Annotated in this window: 19 protein-coding genes; 5 read left to right on the forward strand and 14 right to left on the reverse strand. The window is 62.2% G+C overall.

The window, feature by feature from the left end; all coding sequences use genetic code 11:
• Positions 1-109: 109 nt before the first annotated feature.
• The 5 genes from ilvD to BW992_RS08705 all read right to left on the reverse strand — a co-directional run bounded on the left by ilvD (position 110) and on the right by BW992_RS08705 (position 7,088).
• Positions 110-1,951, reverse strand: a complete 1,842-nt coding sequence (gene ilvD / locus BW992_RS08685) for a dihydroxy-acid dehydratase (protein WP_072390325.1) — start codon at positions 1,949-1,951, stop codon at positions 110-112.
• A gap of 266 nt (positions 1,952-2,217) precedes the next feature.
• The gene (locus tag BW992_RS08690; RefSeq protein WP_072390322.1) at positions 2,218-3,423 is read right to left on the reverse strand and encodes an MFS transporter; all 1,206 of its coding nucleotides are present in this window, start codon (positions 3,421-3,423) and stop codon (positions 2,218-2,220) included.
• The gene (locus tag BW992_RS08695) at positions 3,416-4,369 is read right to left on the reverse strand and encodes a diiron oxygenase (protein ID WP_072390319.1); all 954 of its coding nucleotides are present in this window, start codon (positions 4,367-4,369) and stop codon (positions 3,416-3,418) included. The genes BW992_RS08690 and BW992_RS08695 overlap by 8 nt, the downstream gene beginning before the upstream one ends.
• Positions 4,366-5,448, reverse strand: a complete 1,083-nt coding sequence (locus BW992_RS08700; RefSeq protein WP_072458564.1) for a SagB family peptide dehydrogenase — start codon at positions 5,446-5,448, stop codon at positions 4,366-4,368. The genes BW992_RS08695 and BW992_RS08700 overlap by 4 nt, the downstream gene beginning before the upstream one ends.
• A 443-nt stretch (positions 5,449-5,891) precedes the next feature.
• Positions 5,892-7,088: a class I SAM-dependent rRNA methyltransferase gene (locus tag BW992_RS08705; protein ID WP_072390313.1), complete on the reverse strand. Its 1,197-nt coding sequence runs from the start codon at positions 7,086-7,088 to the stop codon at positions 5,892-5,894.
• 272 nt (positions 7,089-7,360) lie between these two features.
• On the opposite strand from BW992_RS08705, the gene BW992_RS08715 reads away from it, so the two are divergent.
• The 3 genes from BW992_RS08715 to BW992_RS08725 are packed head-to-tail and all read left to right on the forward strand — an operon-like array spanning position 7,361 to position 9,459.
• The gene (locus BW992_RS08715; protein ID WP_072458566.1) at positions 7,361-8,230 is read left to right on the forward strand and encodes an HDOD domain-containing protein; all 870 of its coding nucleotides are present in this window, start codon (positions 7,361-7,363) and stop codon (positions 8,228-8,230) included.
• 39 nt (positions 8,231-8,269) lie between these two features.
• Positions 8,270-9,082 (forward strand): bifunctional DNA-formamidopyrimidine glycosylase/DNA-(apurinic or apyrimidinic site) lyase, encoded by an 813-nt coding sequence (mutM, locus tag BW992_RS08720; protein ID WP_072390303.1) that lies wholly within the window; start codon positions 8,270-8,272, stop codon positions 9,080-9,082.
• Between the two features lie 56 nt (positions 9,083-9,138).
• Positions 9,139-9,459, forward strand: coding sequence for a multidrug transporter (locus tag BW992_RS08725; protein ID WP_072390300.1), 321 nt, complete (start codon positions 9,139-9,141; stop codon positions 9,457-9,459).
• Between the two features lie 105 nt (positions 9,460-9,564).
• Here the strand turns inward: BW992_RS08725 and BW992_RS08730 are convergent, their stop codons facing one another.
• From BW992_RS08730 to BW992_RS08750, 5 genes are all read right to left on the reverse strand, one after another.
• Positions 9,565-9,816: a YfhL family 4Fe-4S dicluster ferredoxin gene (locus BW992_RS08730; protein ID WP_009683359.1), complete on the reverse strand. Its 252-nt coding sequence runs from the start codon at positions 9,814-9,816 to the stop codon at positions 9,565-9,567.
• A 144-nt stretch (positions 9,817-9,960) separates the two neighbouring features.
• Positions 9,961-10,440: a pantetheine-phosphate adenylyltransferase gene (gene coaD, locus BW992_RS08735; RefSeq protein ID WP_072390296.1), complete on the reverse strand. Its 480-nt coding sequence runs from the start codon at positions 10,438-10,440 to the stop codon at positions 9,961-9,963.
• A 115-nt stretch (positions 10,441-10,555) separates the two neighbouring features.
• Positions 10,556-12,151, reverse strand: a complete 1,596-nt coding sequence (locus BW992_RS08740; RefSeq protein WP_076406013.1) for a GMC family oxidoreductase — start codon at positions 12,149-12,151, stop codon at positions 10,556-10,558.
• 66 nt (positions 12,152-12,217) lie between these two features.
• Entirely contained in the window at positions 12,218-12,751 is a 534-nt protein-coding gene (locus BW992_RS08745; protein WP_072390290.1) for a twin-arginine translocation pathway signal protein, read from the reverse strand.
• Positions 12,752-12,777: 26 nt separating this feature from the next.
• Entirely contained in the window at positions 12,778-14,208 is a 1,431-nt protein-coding gene (locus BW992_RS08750) for a coniferyl aldehyde dehydrogenase (RefSeq protein ID WP_072390287.1), read from the reverse strand.
• Between the two features lie 148 nt (positions 14,209-14,356).
• Between BW992_RS08750 and BW992_RS08755 the strand changes: the two genes are divergently transcribed.
• Both BW992_RS08755 and BW992_RS08760 read left to right on the forward strand, forming a co-directional pair.
• Positions 14,357-15,028, forward strand: coding sequence for a TetR/AcrR family transcriptional regulator (locus tag BW992_RS08755; protein WP_072390284.1), 672 nt, complete (start codon positions 14,357-14,359; stop codon positions 15,026-15,028).
• Between the two features lie 35 nt (positions 15,029-15,063).
• Positions 15,064-15,918, forward strand: coding sequence for a sulfurtransferase (locus BW992_RS08760; protein ID WP_072390282.1), 855 nt, complete (start codon positions 15,064-15,066; stop codon positions 15,916-15,918).
• Between the two features lie 54 nt (positions 15,919-15,972).
• On the opposite strand, the gene BW992_RS08765 is transcribed toward BW992_RS08760, so the two are convergent.
• From BW992_RS08765 to BW992_RS08780, 4 genes are read right to left on the reverse strand one after another with little or no spacing between them, the layout of a single operon-like run.
• Positions 15,973-16,977 carry a hydrolase gene (locus BW992_RS08765; protein ID WP_172834633.1) on the reverse strand — a complete coding sequence of 335 codons (1,005 nt, stop codon included), beginning with the start codon at positions 16,975-16,977 and terminating at the stop codon, positions 15,973-15,975.
• A 22-nt stretch (positions 16,978-16,999) separates the two neighbouring features.
• Positions 17,000-17,611, reverse strand: a complete 612-nt coding sequence (gene rsmD / locus BW992_RS08770; protein WP_072390280.1) for a 16S rRNA (guanine(966)-N(2))-methyltransferase RsmD — start codon at positions 17,609-17,611, stop codon at positions 17,000-17,002.
• Positions 17,611-19,101, reverse strand: coding sequence for a M16 family metallopeptidase (locus BW992_RS08775; RefSeq protein WP_072430901.1), 1,491 nt, complete (start codon positions 19,099-19,101; stop codon positions 17,611-17,613). Before BW992_RS08775 ends, rsmD begins: the two co-directional genes overlap by 1 nt.
• A complete protein-coding gene (locus BW992_RS08780) occupies positions 19,094-20,449 on the reverse strand; it encodes a M16 family metallopeptidase (RefSeq protein WP_076406015.1) in 1,356 nt (451 codons plus the stop codon). Before BW992_RS08780 ends, BW992_RS08775 begins: the two co-directional genes overlap by 8 nt.
• Between the last annotated feature and the right edge of the window lie 142 nt (positions 20,450-20,591).

Consider the following 20,591-nt stretch of genomic DNA (forward strand, 5'->3'; position numbering starts at 1 on the left):
TGTGGGAGCGAGCGGGTTCGCTCCCACAGTTGATAACCGTTTTATCACGCAATACCAGACAAAAAAATGCCCCGCACCTGGCGGGGCATTCTTGTTGCACGAGGGATGCTTACAGCCCGTCGAGCATCGCCTTGTTGCGCACCGCGCCCTTGTCGGCGCTGGTGGCGAGCAGGGCATAGGCCTTGAGCGCAGTGGTCACCTTGCGGGGACGCAGCTCCACCGGTTTCCAGCCTTTCTTGTCCTGCTCGACGCGGCGTTCGGCCAGTTCTTCGTCGCTGATCAACAGGTTGATCGAGCGGTTCGGAATATCGATCAGGATCTTGTCGCCGTCCCGTACCAGGCCAATGGCACCGCCTGCGGCGGCTTCCGGCGAGGCGTGGCCGATGGATAGGCCCGAAGTGCCGCCGGAAAAACGGCCATCGGTCAGCAGGGCACAGGCCTTGCCCAGACCTTTGGATTTCAGGTAGGAGGTGGGGTAGAGCATTTCCTGCATGCCCGGACCGCCTTTCGGACCTTCGTAGCGAATGATCACGATGTCGCCGGCCTTCACCTCGTCAGCGAGGATCCCGCGCACGGCGCTGTCCTGGCTCTCGAAGATCTTCGCGTTGCCTTCGAAGACATGGATCGACTCGTCGACGCCAGCGGTTTTCACCACGCAGCCGTCCAGGGCGATGTTGCCATAGAGTACCGCCAGGCCACCTTCCTTGGAGTAAGCGTGCTCGACGCTGCGGATGCAGCCGTTTTCGCGGTCGTCGTCCAGGGTTTCCCAACGGGTCGACTGGCTGAATGCCGTCTGGGTCGGAATGCCTGCCGGGCCGGCCTTGAAGAAATGGTGCACGGCTTCGTCGTCGGTCTGGGTGATGTCCCATTTGGCGATGGCTTCGGCCATGGTCTTGCTGTGCACGGTCGGCAGGTCGGTGTGCAACAGGCCGCCACGGGCCAGGGAGCCCAGGATGCTGATGATCCCGCCGGCACGGTGCACGTCTTCCATGTGGTACTTCTGGATGTTCGGCGCGACCTTGCACAGTTGCGGCACGTTGCGGGACAGGCGATCGATGTCGCGCAGGTCGAAATCGACCTCGGCTTCCTGGGCGGCGGCCAGCAGGTGCAGGATGGTGTTGGTGGAACCGCCCATGGCGATGTCCAGGGTCATGGCGTTCTCGAACGCCTTGAAGTTGGCGATGTTGCGAGGCAATACCGATTCGTCGTTGTCGGAGTAGTAACGCTTGCACAGCTCGACGATGGTGCGACCCGCCTGCAGGAACAGCTGTTCGCGATCGCTGTGGGTGGCAAGGGTCGAGCCGTTGCCCGGCAAGGCCAGGCCCAGGGCCTCGGTCAGGCAGTTCATGGAGTTGGCGGTGAACATGCCGGAGCACGAACCGCAGGTGGGACAGGCGCTGCGCTCGTACTCGGCGACCTTCTCGTCAGAGGCGCTGGAGTCGGCGGCGATCACCATGGCGTCAACCAGGTCCAGGCCGTGGCTGGCCAGTTTGGTCTTGCCGGCTTCCATCGGACCGCCGGACACGAAGATGACCGGGATATTCAGGCGCAGCGCAGCCATGAGCATGCCGGGGGTGATCTTGTCACAGTTGGAAATGCACACGATGGCGTCGGCGCAGTGAGCATTGACCATGTATTCGACGGAGTCGGCGATGATCTCGCGGCTCGGCAGCGAATAGAGCATGCCGTCGTGGCCCATGGCGATGCCGTCATCCACCGCGATGGTATTGAATTCCTTGGCGACGCCACCGGCGCGTTCGATTTCGCGGGCGACCAGTTGGCCCAGGTCCTTGAGGTGAACGTGACCGGGGACGAACTGGGTGAAGGAGTTGGCAATGGCGATGATCGGCTTCTTGAAGTCGTCATCCTTCATCCCCGTGGCGCGCCACAGAGCGCGGGCGCCGGCCATGTTGCGGCCATGGGTGGATGTTTTCGAGCGGTATTCGGGCATGGAGCACTCCGGGCGGCTAATCAGTACTAATCAGGTATCAATGGGAAGTGAGCTTCTGTTGACGTCTGGAACACTCGGGAGTGGCTGTGTGTCCGGAAGCGGCCGATGACTTTGCAGGATCACTGCTTGCCTCAGCTTGAGCTCATAAACCCGCCGGGGATGAATGGCGATGAATGCCCCGATTCTACACCGCTGGCGTCAGGATGAAATGACGCAAAGCGCCGATTGGACGCCAATGTGGCGCCCGGGATGACGACTGGCGGCATTCAACCGGTCAGCAACCCCCTGTGGCGATGCCGGATCAGCCCATTGAGTGCCAGCCCCAGGAGGCTGAGCAGTACCAGGCACAGGGCCAGGGTGGTTTGCAGGCCCAGCGGGGTGAGGCTGATCACGGCACTGGTCAGTCCGCCGACGACGAAGATCAACACGCTGCCGGCCGAGGCCGACGTACCCGCCTGCTCGGGAAACCGGTTCATCGCCCGGGTGTGGGCCGCCGCCCGGGCAATGGTGGTTCCGGCAGTGCAGACGATCATGGGCAGCAAGAGGGTGGTGATCGACAGGCCCAGGTGGCTGGAGAGCCCGAGCATCATCACCCCTGCCGTCAGGATCAGGCCCAGGCCAGTGAAGATTTGCGTCTGGGAGTCGATTCGGTTGCTCAATACCGTCGCCAGCGCTCCGCCGCCGATATAGGCCAGCCCGTAGCCCAGCAGGGCCAGTGAAAACGCCTCGGGTGACAGCCCCAATTGGTCGATGAAGACCAGTGGCGAGATGACGATGAAGGAAAAGTGGCAGGAAAAGGCCAACGCAGAAGTCAGCCAATAGGCCATGAAGCTGAAGTCGCCGCAGACTTTTCGATAGGCGCTGATAAAGCTCAGGCGCTGCGGATGGGAGGTTGCCGCAGAAGACGGCAGCAAAAGGCAAGCGCCTGTAAATACCGCTATTGCCAGGGCGATGAACACCAGGAAGCTGCCCTGCCAGCCCATCCAGGCTTGCAACCCGGTGCCAGCCAGCGGGGATACGGAAATGAAGACACCGCCGCAGGTCACCAGGAATATGCGCAATCGTTGCTGTTCCTGCCCGGTAAAGAGATCCTGGATCAAGGCCTGGGAGAGGACGAAACAACCGCACCCCAATGCCTGGACGACTCGGGAAAACAGAAAGAGCCCGTAGTCGTCAGCGATGACGCACCCGGTTGCGCCAATGGCCGCGACCGTGATGCCGACCAGTAACAGGGCCTTTCGGCCCAGGGCGTCGGAGAGAGGACCCACCAGCAGTTGCGAGAGGGCGATGCCCACCGCGAACAGGCTGACGGACAGGGCGATGTCCGAGGACGAACGCTGGAAGTGCTCCGACAGCGCAGGGAACGAGGGCAGTACCACATCGATGGGAAACACGCCCAGCAGGGTCAGTGTGAGCAATAGAGCCACAGTGGCTGGCTTGCGGGTGTGGCGTGGGGACCTGGCGTCAACCATCGATAAACCCCGCCTGGCTGAACAGCTGCCGGTAATGGCCGTTGTCGAAGAAGCCCGCGTCGCTCATGGCCGCGAATGTCGACACCGCACCGCAACGGACACGCCGGGCGTGGGCGCCTGGCAGCAGGAGGCCGGAAACGATCTGGCGCGAGCTTTGGTTATCGAAGCCGACACTGGCGAGGCTGCGCAGCAGCCAGGAGTCATCGGGCTCGAAATAGAGCCCGATGATATGCAGCAGCATCCCGGCGGCGAGGTCGCGCTGCGTGGAATCGAGGACGGACCACAGGTACTGGAACACCTCGCTGAAGTAGCGACTGTGCCGTGCCTCGTCCTCGAGGTGGTTCCTGAGCATCCGGTACACCGTGCAGACCAGGGTGTTGCGGGTGATGGCGAGCAGTTCCCGGGCAATGATGGTTTCGGAAACGAACCCCAGCAGCAGCCAGGCCAGGGGGCGATCCATCGGCGAAGCGGCGTCGATCGTGCTCAGCAAACGGTTGATGCGCCTGGGCGGCTGGCGGTCGTCGATGCCATAGAGGTTCGCGATCTGCTCGGCCACTTCGTTGGAAAAAAGCGCGTGGTAGCCCTCATCGGTGTAGAGCTGCAGGGCCGCGGTTTTCATTCTTCGGGGGATCGGTACGGCCAGTTCGCCATGGATGATGGTTTCTACCGAGCGATTGACGACCCGGTGTTCGAGCATCGTGGTGTAGTCGAGGAAATACAGGAGGTGGTTGGCAGCCAGGCGCTGGGCAACGGCGCGGCCTGCCTGGCGGACCAGCGGATGTTCGACATAGGGGATGAAGGCCGGTGGAAACCAGTCCCGGCTGGAAAGCTGCTGCTCCAGGTCGTCGGGCAATCGATAGTGGTCCCTGCGGGTACGCACTGCGGCCTTGTTGTCCCAATCGCCAAGGGTGTAGCGGGGCGACTGCCCAAAGGAAATGTTGGTCATGACACAGCGTCCTGGCGTTCGATCAGGGCTGTCAGCTCTTTGCAATGCACCTGCCCGTCGCCATGGCCGCAGCCGACAAAAAACAGCGGTTGCTCACAGGAGTCCTCAAGCCCCAGCAACCGTTCGACCTCACGATCGCTCAACGCGCCGGTCAACCAGGTATCGAGGCCGAGCGCCGTGGCGACCATCAGGAATGTCTGGGAAACGTGGCCCGTTTCGACGAATGCCATGCGGTAGGCGCGGGAGTGTGCGTATTTCCACCAGAGCTTGTCGAAGCGTGAGGTGATGAACAGCCCGAACGGCAAAGGGTTGATGAAATGCTGGCCGCACAGCAGCCGACCCAGGGGAGCCTCCGGCAGGGAGGCGGTCAGGCTCAGGGCATGTTCGTCCGGAAGATAGGCGTAGAGGCCTGGCGCGAGGCCTGTCACGTCGCGTACGTAAAGATAACCTTCGCAGGCATTCAGGCCGCCGCCTGACGGGCTGCTGCGTCTTGCGCCCAGTGATTCGGGGCCGGCTGCCCCATGGATGTCCCGGCGTTCGTTCAGGTAGCCCAGGGACAGGTAAAGCAGTGTGCTGACCTGCTCGATCGAGATGGGCTGGTCGCGAAATGAACGGGACGTGCTGCGGCCGACCAGGGTTTGGATCAGCGAAGCGTCCTGCAAGTCGGTGAGCAGGGGGCGGGCCAGGGCGATCCGGTCGGCTTGAGGGTTGCTGATCCTGGCTGAGGGCATGGGTGAAGCGAGCACCTCGTTGCAGTGTTGCAGATACAAAGCTGCCCACTCATTTACATCTTGGGGGATATCGGCGCACGGAATGTTCTTGGTGCCGATATGAAATATTCTGGATAGCTCATCCCATTCCCATTTGGTGGGGGTTCTTGCTTCCTTGATAAGGATTTCTGCGTCCAGCAGGTCGGCGTCAATGGGATAATTGATATCAAACGTGGATGGGTCTTGTATAAGTTGCGCCAATCGTGTCGAGTAGCGAAGTTCCAGTTCGAACTGGGTATGGCGCTCGTAGTTCCAAACGACCTGATGCGGCGGGCGGGCAAGTATGAACAGGCACGGATTTATATGCATGAGGGTGGATTCCGCTGGTGTGACGAGCCAGGGCAGGGCCGGGGTGCCGGCATTCCCCGGCCCTGGTTACTTCTTACTTACTTGGTGGCGGCTTTTGGAACAACCAGGCCGGCCAGGTTTGCGATTTTGTCAGCTTCCAGATTGATTGCTTTCATGATACAGCTCCTTTGTTTTGAATAAGTGTGTTTGAACAAGTTGTGTTTTCTAGTGCAGGTCACTTTTGAAGTGACTGTTCAATCATAGTTTTTAATGAATGCTTGGCAAGCGGAGATTGAGTAGGAAAGCTCCAGTAATAATGTGGGAGAGTTCATACAGAATTTAACTGTGTCGTTATTAACTTCGGTATGAGGTAACTTTTCAGACATGCAAATAAAAATCGCAGCCCAAGGCTGCGATTTTTATTTAACCAATGCGGGCCGAAGCGCCGACCGCGCCGGGGGAACTCAGCTGTTAGGCAGCAGCCGGCAGATGATGCTCTTGATGTAGCGGGTTTCGGCAATGGCCGGATGCACCGGGTGGTCGGGTCCCTGGCCGCCGCGTTCAAGCAACTGGATGTTGCGATCCAGATGACGGGCACTGGTCAACAGGATGTTCTGCAGGTCATCTTCGGGCAGGTGCATCGAGCACGAGGCACTGACCAGGATGCCGTCCTTGGTCAGCAGGCGCATGGCCTGTTCGTTGAGGCGACGATAGGCGCCTTCGCCGTTCTTCAGGTCTTTCTTGCGTTTGATGAAGGCCGGAGGGTCGGCGACGATCACGTCGAAACGTTCTTCGCTGGCCTTGAGCTCCTTGAGGGCTTCGAACACGTCGCCTTCGATGCAGGTCAGCTTTTCAGCGAAGCCATTCAACGCTGCGTTGCGTTCGACACCGTCGAGGGCAAAGCTCGAAGCGTCCACGCAAAACACTTCGCTGGCGCCGAATGCCGCGGCTTGCACGCCCCAGCCGCCAATGTAGCTGAACAGGTCGAGCACGCGCTTGCCTTTGGCATAGGGTGCCAGGCGTGCACGGTTCATGCGGTGATCGTAGAACCAGCCGGTCTTCTGGCCTTCCATGACCGGCGCTTCGAACTTCACGCCGTTCTCTTCCAGGGCGACCCATTCCGGCACCAGGCCGAACACGGTTTCGACATAGCGTTCCAGCCCTTCGGCATCGCGGGCGGCGGAATCGTTCTTGAACAGGATGCCGCTGGGCTTGAGCACCTGGGTCAGGGCGGCGATCACATCGTCCTTATGGGCTTCCATGGTGGCAGATGCGATCTGCACCACCAGGATGTCGCCGAAGCGGTCGACCACCAGGCCTGGCAACAGGTCGGAATCGCCATAGACCAGGCGATAGAACGGTTTGTCGAACAGTCGTTCACGCAGCGACAGCGCCACGTTCAGACGGTGTACCAGCAGGGATTTGTCCAGCGGCAGCTTCGCGTCGCGGGACAGCAGCCGGGCGCAGATGAGGTTGTTCGGGCTCATCGCGACCACGCCCAGCGGCTTGCCACCGGCGGCTTCGAGGATTGCCTGGTCGCCGGCCTTGAAACCGTGCAGCGGGGTGGCGGCCACGTCGATTTCGTTACTGTAGACCCACAGATGACCGGCGCGCAGGCGGCGGTCGGCATTGGCTTTGAGGCGCAGGCTGGGCAGGGACATGACGTCGCTCCGGAAAAAAGAGCGGGAGTATACCGTGTCGGAGCGAGCGGCGGGCCAGGTGGGCGATGAAACGCGGGGCGCCTGGTGGGCGCGCCTTGCCCGGATAAAGGACGGGGCCCGCGAGCCGTGGTGTAAAAAACTCCTCAAGCTGATTGGGTTGGCTGCCGACCTAGGCCTGTATCTGAATGAAAGTTTCGTCGATCGACCCCGGCGGTGTGTCGAGCCCGTCCTGAAGGGGTAGAATCCTCGCCTGTCCCAGAGTGTGTGCAGCCATGTCCAAAGAGCTTTCCGCCGAACAGATCCAACAATCCCTGCAAGGCATCAGCGTCCCGCCCCAACCGCAGATCATGGTGGATCTGCAGATGGAGCAGTACATGCCTGACCCGGATCTGGAGACCATCGCCAAACTGATCTCCCAGGACCCCGGTCTGTCGGGAGCCTTGCTTAAAATCGTCAATTCGCCGTATTACGGCCTGCGCAACAAGATCACCTCGATCCAGCGCGCCGTGAACCTGCTGGGCAGCCGCTCGATCATCAACCTGATCAATGCGCAGTCGATCAAGGGCGAACTGCACGACGATACCATCGTCACCCTCAACCGATTCTGGGATACGGCCCAGGACGTGGCGATGACCTGCCTGACCCTGGCCAAGCGTGTCGGCCTGGAGAATGGCGACGAGGCCTATGCCCTGGGCCTGTTCCATGACTGCGGCGTGCCGCTGATGCTCAAGCAGTTCCCCAACTACATGAGCGTGCTGGAGCAGGCGTATGCCAGCGCCAGTGCCGAATCCCGGGTGGTGGACACTGAAAACCGCCTGTTCAATACCAATCACGCGGTGGTCGGTTACTACACGTCCAAGTCCTGGCGCCTGCCGGACCATGTCAGCCAGGCCATTGCCAACCACCACAACGCCCTGGCGATCTTCAGCGATGAATCCTCGCGCAACAACAGTCAGTTGAAGAACCTGCTGGCGATCCTGAAAATGGCCGAGCACATCTGCGCTTCCTATCGGGTACTGGGTAACCAGGCCGAGGACCACGAATGGGCCTGTGTCGGTGATCTGGTGCTCGATTACATCGGCCTGTCGGAATACGATTTCCAGACCCAGAAGCAGGAAATCCGCGATCTTGCCACCCGCTGAGGCCCGATAGCGCCGTACCATCGTCCATTCGAGAAATCCATGCCAGAACTGCCCGAAGTCGAAACCACCCGCCGCGGAATTGCCCCGCACCTGGAAGGGCAGCGGGTCAGCCGCGTGATCGTGCGCGATCGTCGCCTGCGCTGGCCGATTCCGGAAGATCTGGATGTGCGGCTCTCGGGCCAGCGGATCGTGCAGGTGGAGCGGCGCGCCAAGTACCTGCTGATCAATGCCGAGGTGGGCACGTTGATCAGCCATCTGGGCATGTCCGGTAATCTGCGTCTGGTGGAAGTGGGCATGCCTGCCGCCAGGCATGAGCATGTGGATATCGAACTGGAGTCCGGCCTGGCCTTGCGCTACACCGATCCTCGGCGTTTCGGCGCGATGCTGTGGAGCCTCGACCCGCTCAACCATGAACTGCTGATTCGCCTCGGGCCGGAACCGTTGACCGATCTCTTCGACGGTGAGCGCCTGTTCCAGCTCTCCCGTGGGCGCTCCATGGCAGTCAAGCCGTTCATCATGGACAACGCCGTGGTGGTGGGCGTGGGCAATATCTATGCGACCGAAGCGCTGTTCGCCGCCGGGATCGACCCGCGTCGAGAGGCCGGGGGCATCTCCCGGGCGCGTTATCTGAAACTGGCGATCGAGATCAAACGCATCCTCGCCCATGCCATCGAACGCGGCGGTACCACGCTGCGTGACTTCATCGGTGGCGATGGCCAGCCCGGCTATTTCCAGCAGGAACTGTTCGTGTACGGCCGGGGTGGGGAGCTGTGCAAGGTCTGTGGAACCGGGCTGAGGGAAATCCGCCTGGGGCAGCGTGCGAGTGTCTGGTGCCCGCGCTGTCAGAGATGATCCGTCCCCAGGGTCTATAGTCAGTAGTCATATTGGCTAGCCGAAGGACCGCCCCCATGAATCTGCTTCGCCCCGTCGTTCTTGCGTTGCTGCTGAGTGTCGGTTTGCCTGCCCTGGCGAACACCGGCAGCGGTGATCCGCGCTACACCATCCAGAACCCGCCCGCCTACGCCATGATCGGCGACTTGCTGATCGCTCGCCCGCTGTTGCTCGCCGCCACAGTGATCGGCGCCGGGGCATTCGTGGTGTCGTTGCCCTTTACCGCGCTGGGCGGTGGGGTTGGCGATGCAGGAAAGGCATTGGTGGTAGACCCGGCGAAAGCCACGTTCGTGCGCTGCCTGGGCTGTGTCGGGGAGGGGTTCGAGAGTCAGGACTGAGGCGCGACCGGGTTGCCGCGCCGTGGCTGATGGCCTTGTCGCCAGGCGCGGCTGGCGCCCTGTGGGCGTGAGCCTGCTCGGGCACGGATGCTACGAGCCTCCAGCTCAAGCCTTGCCGGTGATCCTGCGGTACTTGGCCATCAACTGTTCTTCGGTTTCCGGATGGGCTTCGTCCAGCGGGATGCAATCCACCGGGCAGACCTGCTGGCACTGGGGCTCGTCGTAATGGCCGACGCATTGGGTGCACAGGTTCGGATCGATGACGTAGATCTCTTCGCCTTGGGAGATGGCCTCATTCGGGCATTCGGGTTCGCAGACGTCGCAGTTGATGCAATCGTCGGTGATGATCAGGGACATGCAAGCTCCTGCCGGGGCGCTGGGCCCGGGCATCTGAAAACGGATGTGCGCAATTGTGCCGCATTGACGAGCTCAGTGCACGCGGCCGCGATGGACTGCACTGTCACGCAAGGCGAGGCTGCGAGGCGAGTCGCAGCCAGGGGCTTACTTCTTGAAGCGCTCGGTCAGCGCATCGGCCACGACCGGGTGGACGAACTTGCTGATATCGCCGCCCAGGGCTGCGATTTCCCGCACCAGGGTCGATGAAATGAAGGAGTAGCGCTCCGAGGGTGTCAGGAAAAGACTTTCCACGTCAGGTGCCAGCTGACGGTTCATGTTGGCCAGCTGGAATTCGTATTCGAAATCCGAGACGGCCCGCAGGCCACGCAGGAACACGTTGGCATTCTTTTCCTTGGCAAATTGCGCCAGCAGCGTCGAGAAACCGACCACTTCCACGTTGGGCAGATGCCGGGTCACCTCGCGGGCCAGCTCCACGCGTTGCTCCAGGGAGAACAGCGGGTTTTTCTTCGGGCTGGCGGCGACGGCAATGATCACATGGTCGAACAGGCGCGAGGCGCGTTCGACCAGATCGCCATGGCCCTTGGTAATCGGGTCGAAGGTACCTGGGTACAACACTCGGTTCATCGCGTCGTCCTGGCGGGAGTCCGTTGGGGAGTCGGATGGTATCGCAGCCGACTCGGTCGGCCAAGTCGCCTGTAGGATAAGACAGCACTATAGACGTCGCGAATAATCCGGATCTTCATGGGTTTTTCAGGCGTTCGGCCAGGGAATTCGCCAGTTTCGCCGTCAGCCCGTACACCGACAATTGTGGGTTGGCACCGATACTGGTGGGAAACAGGGAGCCATCGTGGACCGACAGGTTGCTCAGTTGGTGATGACGACCGAGGCTGTCGGTGACGGCGGTTTTCGGGTCCTCCCCCATGGCGCAGCCGCCCATGACATGGGCGCTGCCCAGGCGAGTACGGAACAGGGCAAGGTCCAGGCCGTCGATCAGCGTCCGGGCTTCGGCCAGGGTCTTCACATAGCGGGCATCGCCGTGCATCGGCATGACCGCCCGGGCGCCGCCGGCGAACTGAATCTCGGCCATGCTGTGGAAAGCCCGGCGCAAGCCATCCCAGGTGTAGGCGGATACCGGATAGTCGAGTACTGGCGTGCCGTCGCCGCGCAATTCCACGCTGCCGCCGGGGCTGTCCGGGTGAAAACCGTCCCGTAGCAACGCCAGCATCGCGTGGGTGTAGGGCAGTTGGGCCATGTGCCGGGCATTCTCCGGGCCGTAGCCGCCCAGCAACGTGGCGGCAAGGGCGGGGTGCAGGGGTGGGACTTCGAGTTTGTAGGACATTTTGCCAGTGACGCCGTCCTGCCATTGGAAGTGATCCGAGTAAATCGATTGCGGTGCTCCGTAGAACGGGTTGATGACCTCATCGAACTGGCCGGCCGACATATTCACCAAGTGCAGGAAGGTACGCTTGCCCAGGCGCTCGTGGGGGTCCGGCGCATCGGAGCGCAGCAGCAAGGCCGGGCTGTTGATCGCGCCGCCGGCCAGTACGTAGTGTCGCGCCTTGACCGTGATGCGCCGTCCGGTCGGAGCCACGCACCGCTCATCCATCGCCACGCATTGCAGATCGATGACCGTATCGTTGCGCAGGGTCAGGCGTTCGGCCCGCGCCAGGTAAAGCAACGCGCCACCCTGGTCCAGGGCGGCCGGAATGCTGGTTACCAGCATCGACTGCTTGGCGTTGGTGGGGCAGCCCATGCCGCAATAACCCAGGTTCCAGCAGCCACGCACATTGCGCGGGATCACGTGCCAGCTGTACCCCAGCCGTTCACAGCCCTTGCGAATCACGTCGTTGTTGGCATTGGGCGGCATCAGCCACGGCGCCACGCCCAGGCGCTGCTCCATGCGTTCGAACCATGGGGCCATGTCGGCGGGACCATGCCCCTTGACGTCGTGCTCCGAGGCCCAGTGTTCCAGCGTCTGTTCCGGTGTGCGGAAGCAGGAAGTCCAGTTGATCAGTGTCGTGCCGCCCACCGCCCGGCCTTGGAGGATGGTGATGGCGCCGTCCTTGCTCATCCGTCCGAGGCCTTCCTGGTACAGGCTGGTGTAGGCCTGGTCTTCGAGCAGCTTGAAGTCGTTACTGGTCTTGAGCGGGCCTTCCTCGATCAACAGGACCTTGTAGCCCGCGGCGCTGAGGATTTCCGCGGTGGTGGCGCCCCCGGCGCCGCTGCCGATGATTGCCACGTTGGCGTCCAGGGTCAGGTCCTGGGTCAGTTCGGCACCGTTGTAGGTGGTCCAGCCACGGGCAAGGCCTTCGCGAAAAGGATCGGGTACGGGCATGTCGGGCTCTCTCTTGTTGTCATGAAACTGCGATGAAGGTCCCCGTGGCGCGGCCTTCGAGTGGCTTCAGACAGCGGGAGGGCCCGGATAGCCACAGTTCGCCCAGGCCTCGGCCCGGCTGTACCACGCCATCATCACCATTTGCAGCAACGAACAATGGCCTTGGCGCAGGAGGTCCAGCGAACTGTTTTCCCACCGCTGGAGAAAGTGTCGGATTTCATCGGCGCTGGCGTTTTCCCACGCACCCCAGACACCGGTCAGCGGCCCTCGGGTAATGCCCAGCGTAAGCACGTCGAACAGCTGACGGGCGAGCCTGAGCGTGGCCGGGGAAAGATGAGCCAGGCCGGTGTCCAGGCTTTGCAGGGTGGCGGTCGTGGCGGTCGGGAGCGCCTCGACGCTCACGGCGTCCTCCAGCATGACCGGAATCACCGCACGCAGAAACGGCAGGTCGCTGTCGCGCAGCGCCGCCAGGCCGTTTCCTGGGTGGCCGGGTGAACACGCGCCCAGGCTGACGGTGCTCAGGAAGAGACTGGCACCGAGGCTGAATTTCAGCAGGCCGCGCCGGGACAGCGCGGGTGTATCGGTCAGGCTTGGGTTCATTGTTGTTTTTATCCGGCAAGGCGCTGTCAACGGACAAACAGCTTCTGGATCAGTTTCTGAAGCGGCTTGCCATAAGGCGGGTAGATCAGTTTTGCGGCGTTGAAGCGCTGCTTGGTCAGCACGCCCTTGGCCTTGCTGAACGTCAGGAAACCTTCGTGCCCGTGGTAATGCCCCATTCCCGAGGGGCCGATGCCACCGAATGGCAGGTCATCCTGGGCCACATGCAACAGCGTGTCGTTCAGGCAGACGCCACCGGAATGGGTTTCGTCGAGCACGCGCTTGTGTTCGGCCTTGTTGTAGCCGAAATAGTAGAGCGCCAAAGGGCGAGGGCGCTGGTTGACGTAGGCAAGTGCCTGGTCAAGCGTCTCATACGGCACGATAGGCAGCAGCGGGCCGAAGATTTCGTCCTGCATGACCGTCATGTCGTCACTGACGTTGAGCAACAGGCTATGGGCCATGCGTCGCCCCTGGCCCTGGTCGAACAGCTCGATCAGCAACCCGCCCTTGCTCGTGGCATCGCTGATGTAGCCATTGAGCCGCGCCAGTTGTCGTTCGTTGATGATTGCGGTGTAGTCCGGGTTGTCTGCCAGTGTCGGATAAAACCCGCGAACCGCTTCGCGATACGCTTCGACGAATCCGCCGACTCGATTTTGCGGGACCAGTACGTAGTCTGGCGCAACACAGGTTTGCCCGGCGTTGAGCATCTTGCCGAAGGCTATACGCTCGGCGGCGTCCTTCAGGGGCACGTCGGTGGACACGATGGCCGGTGATTTTCCGCCGAGTTCCAGGGTGACGGGGGTCAGGTTCTCCGCCGCGGCCCGCATCACGTGCCTGCCGATACTGGTGGCGCCGGTGAACAGCAGGTGGTCGAAGGGCAACCTGGAAAAGGCCACACCAACGTCGGCCTCGCCCAACACGACGCAAACCAGGTCCTCGGGAAAGATACGGGCCAGCAGCTGCTTGAGCAGCAATCCGGTGGCCGGAGTCGATTCGCTGAGCTTGAGCATCACCCGATTGCCCGCCGACAACGCCCCGACCAACGGTCCGATGGCCAGGAACAACGGATAGTTCCAAGGCACGATGACCCCGACCACGCCCAGCGGCTGGTAGACCACTTTGGCCGAAGCTGGCTGGAAAGCCATGCCTACCTTGCGCCTCGACGGTTTCATCCATCCCGGCAGGTGTCGGCTGGCGTAGTGGATGCCATGCAGGCTCGGCATCAGCTCGGCCAGTAGCGTTTCATCGGCGCTGCGGTGACTGAAATCCTGGCTGATGGCTTCGATCAAGGCTTGTCGTTCGTCGCTCAATACCTCACGCAGCGCCTTGAGCCACTGTCGGCGCTGGGCTGCCGGAGGCAACGGATGGGCGACGTAGGCCCGACGCTGTGCCTCGAAGAGCGACCGCAGCTCATCCAGGTTCTGTTGGGATTCGTGCAGATAAGCGATGTCGGCAGGCATTGGCAGGCCCTGATTATTACGGGAGTGAGTGTTTTTAGAGTTTATGCTCTAAAAAGTCAAATGACATCCGGTGCTGCGATGGGTTTGTCCCGAAGACGATAGATCGTAAGATGCCGATCAATGCCTTCGTCGAAGTAAAGCCCAAGCCATGGCCCCACGAATGAAAACCAGCGAGCGCATCGTTCAAAACAGCCTCGAGCTGTTCAACCAGCAGGGCGAGCGCAGCGTCAGCACCAACCATATCGCTGCCCACATGGACATGTCCCCGGGCAACCTGTACTACCACTTCCCCAACAAGCAGGCGATCATCGCCGTGCTGTTCAGTGAATACGAAAACCTGGTGGACAGCTTCCTGCGCCCGCCCCAGGGTCGGGCTGCCACAGTGGAAGACAAGCGTTTCTATCTGCAGGAACTGCTGTCGGCGATGTGGAGCTATCGTTTCCTGCACCGGGACCTTGAGCACCTGCTGGACAGCGATCCAGACCTCGCGGCCCGTTATCGACGTTTTTCCCAGCGCTGCCTGATCCACGGCACCGCCATCTACGAAGGTTTCGTCGCGGCCGGCATCCTGAAGATGGACCGTGTGCAGATCGAATCCCTGACCCTCAACGCCTGGATCATCCTGACGTCCTGGGTGCGATTTCTGTGCACCACGAGGGAAAATTCCAGTCATTTGAGCGAGCAGGCCATCAAGCGCGGGGTGTACCAGGTGCTGGTGCTGGAGGCCGGCTTCGTGACCGACGAGGCGCGTGAGGCGGTGGATGCACTGTTCAAAGAGTATTACGTCCCGCTGGCCCAGACCCTGGAGGAAGGGCAGTAGGATTCGGACCTCGATTCAGCCATAGGAGCTTCAGCATGCCCATCGCGCAAGTCATCAGCCCTCAAGCCCTGGAGCAGAGGAGGTCGCAGCCCGGGCTGGTGATCCTCGATTGCCGCTTTGCCCTGGAAGACCCCGATTACGGCCAGCGTAGTTACGCGGAGGGGCATATCGCCGGGGCTTCGTTCGCGGACCTCGAACGGGACCTGAGCGGGCCGGTGATCAAGGGTGTGACCGGGCGCCATCCATTGCCGGAGCCTGAAGCCTTGATCGAGCGCTTCCGGGCCTGGGGCATCGATCATGACAGCGACATCGTGCTGTATGACGATGGCCCCGGAGCCTATGCCGCCCGGGCCTGGTGGCTGCTGGTCTGGCTGGGCAAGCGCGATGGTCTCTACATCCTCGACGGCGGGCTCAAGGCCTGGCATGCCGCCGGTCTGCCCTTGAGCCTCGATCCACCGGCAGCGGGACGCGGATCCTTCAGCGGTTCGCCGGATATGACCTTGCTGCTTGGCGCCCAAGAGCTGGAAAAACGCCTGGGCCAGCCGGAGATGACCTTGCTGGATGCCCGGGCCTTGCCGCGATTCAAGGGCGAAGTCGAGCCGATCGACCCGGTGGCCGGCCATATCCCGGGGGCTCAGTGTGCTGCGTTCACTGACAACCTGGACGCGCAGGGACGTTTCCTGCCCTCCGGTCGGCTCAAGCAGCGTTTCGCCGATCAACTGGGCGAGCGATCGCCCGCCGGGCTGGTGGCCTACTGTGGCTCCGGCGTAACGGCGTGCCACAACCTGTTCGCCTTGTGCCTGGCGGGTTATCCGTTGGGCAGGTTGTACGCCGGCTCCTGGAGCGAATGGATCAATGATCCGCAGCGAGGCGTGGCCAAGGGCGAGTGACTCGCCTGCCGCAAGATTGAAAGGGAATCGGCAGAGGGCCCGGGCCGCGACGGATCATGTCTGGCCCAGGCTCGCCAGCCAATGAGGAATGCGTCGTTCCAGATAGTATCCGGGACGCCGCAAGGTTCCGTCGACGAACCCTACGTGTCCGCCCTGGGCGTGCAGTTCAAGGCGGGTGGAAGCTGACAGCTCGCCGGTCTCGGGCAGGCTGTGGGGAAATACGAAGGGATCGTCGGCGGCCTGGATCACCAGGGTTCGCGTACGAATCCCGCCCAGGAAATAGCGACTGGAAGCACGACGGTAATAATCCGAGGCGTCGGAAAAACCATGCAGTGGTGCCGTCACCCGTCCGTCGAAATCCCAGAAGGTGCGCATGTTTTCCAACGGGCCCAGCGCCGACAGGGCCGCCAGCCCCTCATGATGTCCGTCGTGCTTGAAGCGGCGTTCCTTGTTGCGCACATAGGCCACCATTTCACGCATGAAATGCGCCTGGTAAAACCTGGAGAACCCCTGGCCGATGCGGTCTGCGCACTGGTCAAGGCGAAACGGCACCGAAACCGCCACCGCTCCCAGCAACTGGCTGTCGTTGCCGGTTTCCCCCAGATGCTTGAGCAGTACGTTGCCGCCCAGGGAGTAGCCTACCGCGAAGAGAGGCGCCAGGGGACGTCGGGTTCGCAAGTGGGTGATGGCGGCGGCCAGGTCTTCGCTGACACCGGAATGATAACTGCGGGGCAGCAGGTTCGGTTCCCCCGAGCAGCCGCGCCAGTTCAGCGCGACACTGGCCCATCCCTGTTGGCCGAGAGCGTGTTGCAAGCCGGCTACATAAGGCGAATTGGAGGAGCCGGTCAGCCCGTGAAGTACCAGCACCAAGGGTGCCTCGGCACTGTGGGGGCCATGCCAGTCCAGGTCGAGAAAATCGCCGTCCTCGAGCCAAAGGCGTTCGCGCTCGCGCTGGATGGGGACGCTCTTGCGCCATAGTGGTCCCCACAAGGTCTGCAAGTGCGGATTGCCCAGGCCCCGGGCGGGCATGAAACGTTCGGATGCGGTGGACACGATCATTCTCGATACACGGGCCAGCCGTTCAGCCAACGGCGGCTGCCATACGTTGCCACAATGCGTAAAACACCCGTCCGGACTTCTGTTCGCGATGCAAGCGCCAGTTGGCTGGTAAGCCCAGGGTTGAAGGGGCGGTCTCGCTTTCAGTGTAGACCCAGGCATCCTCGGCCAGCCATTGGCGTTCTTCGAGCAGGGCACACACGCTCGGCAGCAGGTTCTGGTTGAACGGCGGATCGAGGAATACCAGGTCGAATGGCGTGGCCGGTTGGCTCTCCAGGTAACGCAATGCATCGGCCGTCTGCACCTGGCCGACGGTGCAGCGCAGGGTGCCCAGGTGTTCCTTGAGGCTGGAGACGGCCAGGCTGCTGGCGTCCAGCGCCTGGCCCATGGCCGCGCCACGGGACAGCGCTTCGAGGAACAAGGCGCCGCTGCCGGCGAACGGATCGAGCACCCGGGCTCCCGGCACATAGGGTGCCAGCCAGTTGAACAGGGTTTCGCGTACCCGGTCCGGCGTCGGGCGCAAGCCTGGCGCGTCGGGAAAGCTCAAGCGGCGGCTGCGCCACTCGCCGCCGATGATGCGTAGCTGGTTGATCCCGTTATGAACGGGTTTCTTGCTGGAATTCGATGGGCGGGCCATTAGTGCTCCGGAACCCCGAGCGGCTGCTCGGCGGGTTTGTCAGTGGGGGCTGGCAGCGGCTTTTGCGGCACGGTCGGGCCGGCGGTGACGATGACCATTTTGTCGATGCTCAGGTGTCTGTTCAACGCGGCCTTGACCTCTTCGACCGTCAACGCCTGGGTCTGGCGCATGAAGTCCTCGAGGTAACTCAATGGCAAGTCATAGAAGCCCATGGCGCCGAGCTGACCGACGATATCCTCGTTGCTGGCGGTAGACAGCGGAAAACTGCCGGCCAGCTCGCGCTTGGCATCGTCGAGTTCTTTCTGCGTCGGGCCGTTCCTGAGGTAGTCGGCGAACACGTCCTGCACCAGTTTCAGCGTACCTTCGCTCATCTCGGCACGGGTCTGCAGGTTGATCATGAACGGACCGCGAGCCTGCATGGGAGTAAAACCGGAATACACGCCATAGGTCAGGCCGCGCTTTTCCCGGACCTCAGTCATCAACCGGGTGCCGAAACCGCCGCCACCAAGGATCTGGTTGCCCAGGGACACGGCCGCGAAGTCCGGATCGTCCCGGTCGATGCCCAGTTGCGCCAGCATCAGGTTGGTTTGCTTGGACGGAAATTCGATGTGCCCGAGGCTCGCTTTCGGCTCCACCGGTGGCGGCGTTTTCGCCAGGGCCGGGCCCTTGGGCAATGCGGCGGACACCTGGTTGGCAATCGCCTCGGCCTCGGCGCGGGACAGGTCCCCCACCAGGGCGATCACCGCGTTGCCGGCTGCATAGGCCCTGGCGTGAAAGGCGCGGGCCTGGGCCAGGGTGATGGACGGAATGCTTTGGGCGGTGCCATCGCTGGAATGGGCATATGGATGATCGCCATAGAGTCGTTTCATCAGTTCCAGGCCCGCCAGTTTGCCCGGATTCTGTTTCTGATACTCGAAGCCGGCCAGCAGTTGGTTCTTGATGCGTTCGAAAGAGTCGGCGGGGAAGGTCGGTTTGCCGACGACTTCGGCGAACAGCTTCAGCGCCGGCTCTCGCTTGTCCAGCGCACTGAGACTGCGCAGCGACACCAGGGCCATGTCCCGGTGGGCGCCATTGCCGAAGTCCGCGCCCAGGCTTTCGAAGCCTTGGGCAATGGCACTGACATCCTTGCCGGCCACGCCTTCGTTGAGCATGGCGTTGGTCAGCGTCGCCAGGCCAGGCGCATCGCCATCCTGGCTGCTGCCGGCAGCGAACGTCACGCGCAGGTCGAACATCGGCAATTCCCGGGCTTCGACGAACAATACCTTGGCACCGTCGGCGGTTTTCCAGGTCTGTACGTCAAGCTGACGGCGGCTGGGTGCCTTGTCATCGAGTTCGGACAGCGATTGCAGTTTGTTACCGGACCTGGCCTTGTCCAATGCCTGGCTGGCGTCCGTACTGCTCGATGGTGACAGATAAAAGGCCAGGGCGCCGACCAGGGCGATCGACACCAGGCCGATCAGCAGCAGGCGGGATGGTTTGCGCTCACTCATGAGCTTTCTCCTCGGGCAGGACGTGCGCGACGCTCAGGCGCGAGCGGGTGAAATACAGCTGGGCTGCCTTCTGGATTTCTTGCGGGGTCACGCTTTGCAGTTCGGCAAGTTCGGTGTCCATCAGCTTCCAGGACAGGCCGACGGTTTCCAGCTGGCCGATGGCGGTCGCCTGGCTGGTGATCGAGTCGCGCTCATACACCAGGCCGGCGATGACCTGGGCACGGACGCGCTCCAGTTCGTCGGCGGTCGGCGCGGTGGTTTTCAGTTGTTCAAGCAAGCGCCACAGACCCGCTTCGGCCTGGGCCAGGGTCTTGTTCTTCTGGGTATTGGGTGTGGCCGACAGGGTGAACAGCGTGTCGCCCCGGGTGTAGGCGTCGTAGCTCGACGAGCCTCCGGACACCAGCTCCTCGCCGCGCTCCAGTTGGGTCGGGATCCGACCGCTGTAGCCGCCGTCCAACAGGGCCGAGATCAGACGCAACGCATTGACCGAACGTTTGTCCGTCGCGGTGGCGATGCTGGGCACATTGAAGGCCATCATCACGCTGGGCAGTTGGGTCTGCACATGCAGGGTGATCTGGCGCTCGCCGGGTTCGCCCAGCTCCAGGGGGATTTTCGCCACAGGGACGTCGCGTCGTGCAATCGGGCCGAAATAACGCTGGGCCAGTGACTTGACCTCATCCGGTGTCACGTCGCCGACCACCACCAGGGTCGCGTTGTTCGGGGCGTACCAGGATCGGTACCAGTGTCGCAGTTCCTCGACCTTCATCCGGTCCAGATCGGCCATCCAGCCGATGGTCGGCGTGTGGTAGCCGCTGGCCGGGTAAGCCATGGCCTTGAAGCGCTCATAAGCCTTGGACATCGGCTTGTCGTCGGTGCGCATGCGACGTTCTTCCTTGATGACCTCGATCTCGCGGCTGAACTCCTCCGGTGGCAGGCGCAGGCTGGCCATGCGGTCGGCTTCCAGCTCGAAGGCCACGCCCAGGCGGTCCCGGGCCAACACCTGGTAGTACGCGGTGAAGTCGTCGCTGGTGAAGGCGTTCTCTTCGGCGCCCAGGTCCCGCAGGATCAGGGAGGCTTCGCCCGGGCCGACTTTTTCGCTGCCTTTGAACATCATGTGTTCCAGGGCATGGGACAGGCCGGTCTGGCCCGGTGTCTCGTAACTGGAGCCGACCTTGTACCAGACCTGGGACACCACCACCGGAGCCCGGTGATCTTCGCGCACCACGACCTTGAGGCCGTTGTCGAGCATGAATTCATGAGTGGGTTGTGGATCGGCAGCCAAGGCTGAAAAGGGCAGGCAGACTGCGCTGAGCAGCAGGCCTGCGGCGCGGCGGGCGAGAGCATTCATTCGTGTTTAAACCTGTTGGGTTGCCCGCCATGTCTTAGCGTCGGCGGGCGAGAGGGTGCTAGGATACTGGTCCGTTTTACTGGCGGCCACGCCTATCGGGCCTTTTGTCGGGTGGACGTACCGACGAAGTGTCGGGTTTGAT

The organism is Pseudomonas sp. 7SR1 (assembly GCF_900156465.1).
Taxonomy (GTDB): Bacteria; Pseudomonadota; Gammaproteobacteria; order Pseudomonadales; family Pseudomonadaceae; genus Aquipseudomonas.